General features: G+C 38.1%; 1 protein-coding gene. It reads right to left on the reverse strand.

The genetic code is table 11. The features are described from left to right. Nucleotides 1–36 precede the first annotated feature (36 nt). Nucleotides 37–1128, reverse strand: a complete 1092-nt coding sequence (gene tnpB, locus D1Z92_RS17055; protein ID WP_240666796.1) for an IS200/IS605 family element RNA-guided endonuclease TnpB — start codon at nucleotides 1126–1128, stop codon at nucleotides 37–39. Nucleotides 1129–1130 lie beyond the last annotated feature (2 nt).

Raw genomic sequence — 1130 nt, forward strand, 5'->3', positions numbered from 1 at the left:
ATTCCTAAGAACATCAGCGTAACCGCCAATTGTTTATTAGGCTATCCCCGTAGTCCCTACGGTTAAGAGACGAATCGCTTCGTTTCTAAGGTTTAATCCTGCGTTAACATCCCGATTGTGTATCGTACAACAAGAAGGGCACTCCCACTCACGAAGATGGAGATGCTTAACGTCTTTATTTTGATAGCCACAACACGAACACAGTTGACTGCTAGCGAATGTTTTAGAGACAACAACAACTTCTTTACCATACCAAGTCCCTTTGTATTCAAGCATATTTCTGAATTGTGACCAAGACACTTCACTAATCGCTTTGGCTAATTTATTATTTTTCAACATATTGGATACTTGCAAGTCTTCCATACCAATTACATCGTGGTTTTTGATGATGTTGGTAGAGATTTTATGCAAGTAGTCTGTTCTAGCATTTGTGATTTTCTCATGCAGCCGTGCTACTTTGCGTTTTTGTTTTTGATAGTTTTTTGCTTCGTCTAGTTTGCAGTTTCGTTTCCATGCTAATTCCTGTCTTCTGGAAAGAACACGTTGTGCATCCGCTAACTTTTTTTCTAATGTACGGAACCATTTAGGATTTGAAAATACTTCACCCGTTGAAAGGATAGCAAAGTCTTTTAAACCCACATCCACTCCGACAGAAGAACCGGTTTTGGGGAGTTGTTGCACTTCTACTTCTGCAAGAATGGACACAAAGTATGTACCACTGGGGTTACGTCTAATTGTAGCGTTAAGAATACGTCCTTCCACTTCACGACTTTTCGCACACTTAACAAAACCTAATTTAGGTAACTTGATCTTATTTTCTACCATGGCGATATTTCCGTTTGTGTACTTTGTTGTGTAAGACTGAACCTTGTTATTTTTAGATTTAAAACGGGGTGCTTTGTTCTGTTTTTTGAAAAATCGTGTATACGAATCGGCTAAATGTTTTAGTGAGGATTGAATAGCAATGCTGTCAACTTCTTTTAACCAAACAAATTCTTTCTTAAGTTGTGGCAATTGTGAAGAACAAGTACTGTAGGTTAAACCTTTGCCCGTCTCTTTGTAAGTATCAATCCAAAGTGCTAAAAACCTATTGAACACAAAACGAGAACAGCCGATTGTTTTGGCAATTA

It is taken from the genome of Longirhabdus pacifica (assembly GCF_004115085.1).
Lineage (GTDB): Bacteria > Bacillota > Bacilli > Paenibacillales > DSM-105158 > Longirhabdus > Longirhabdus pacifica.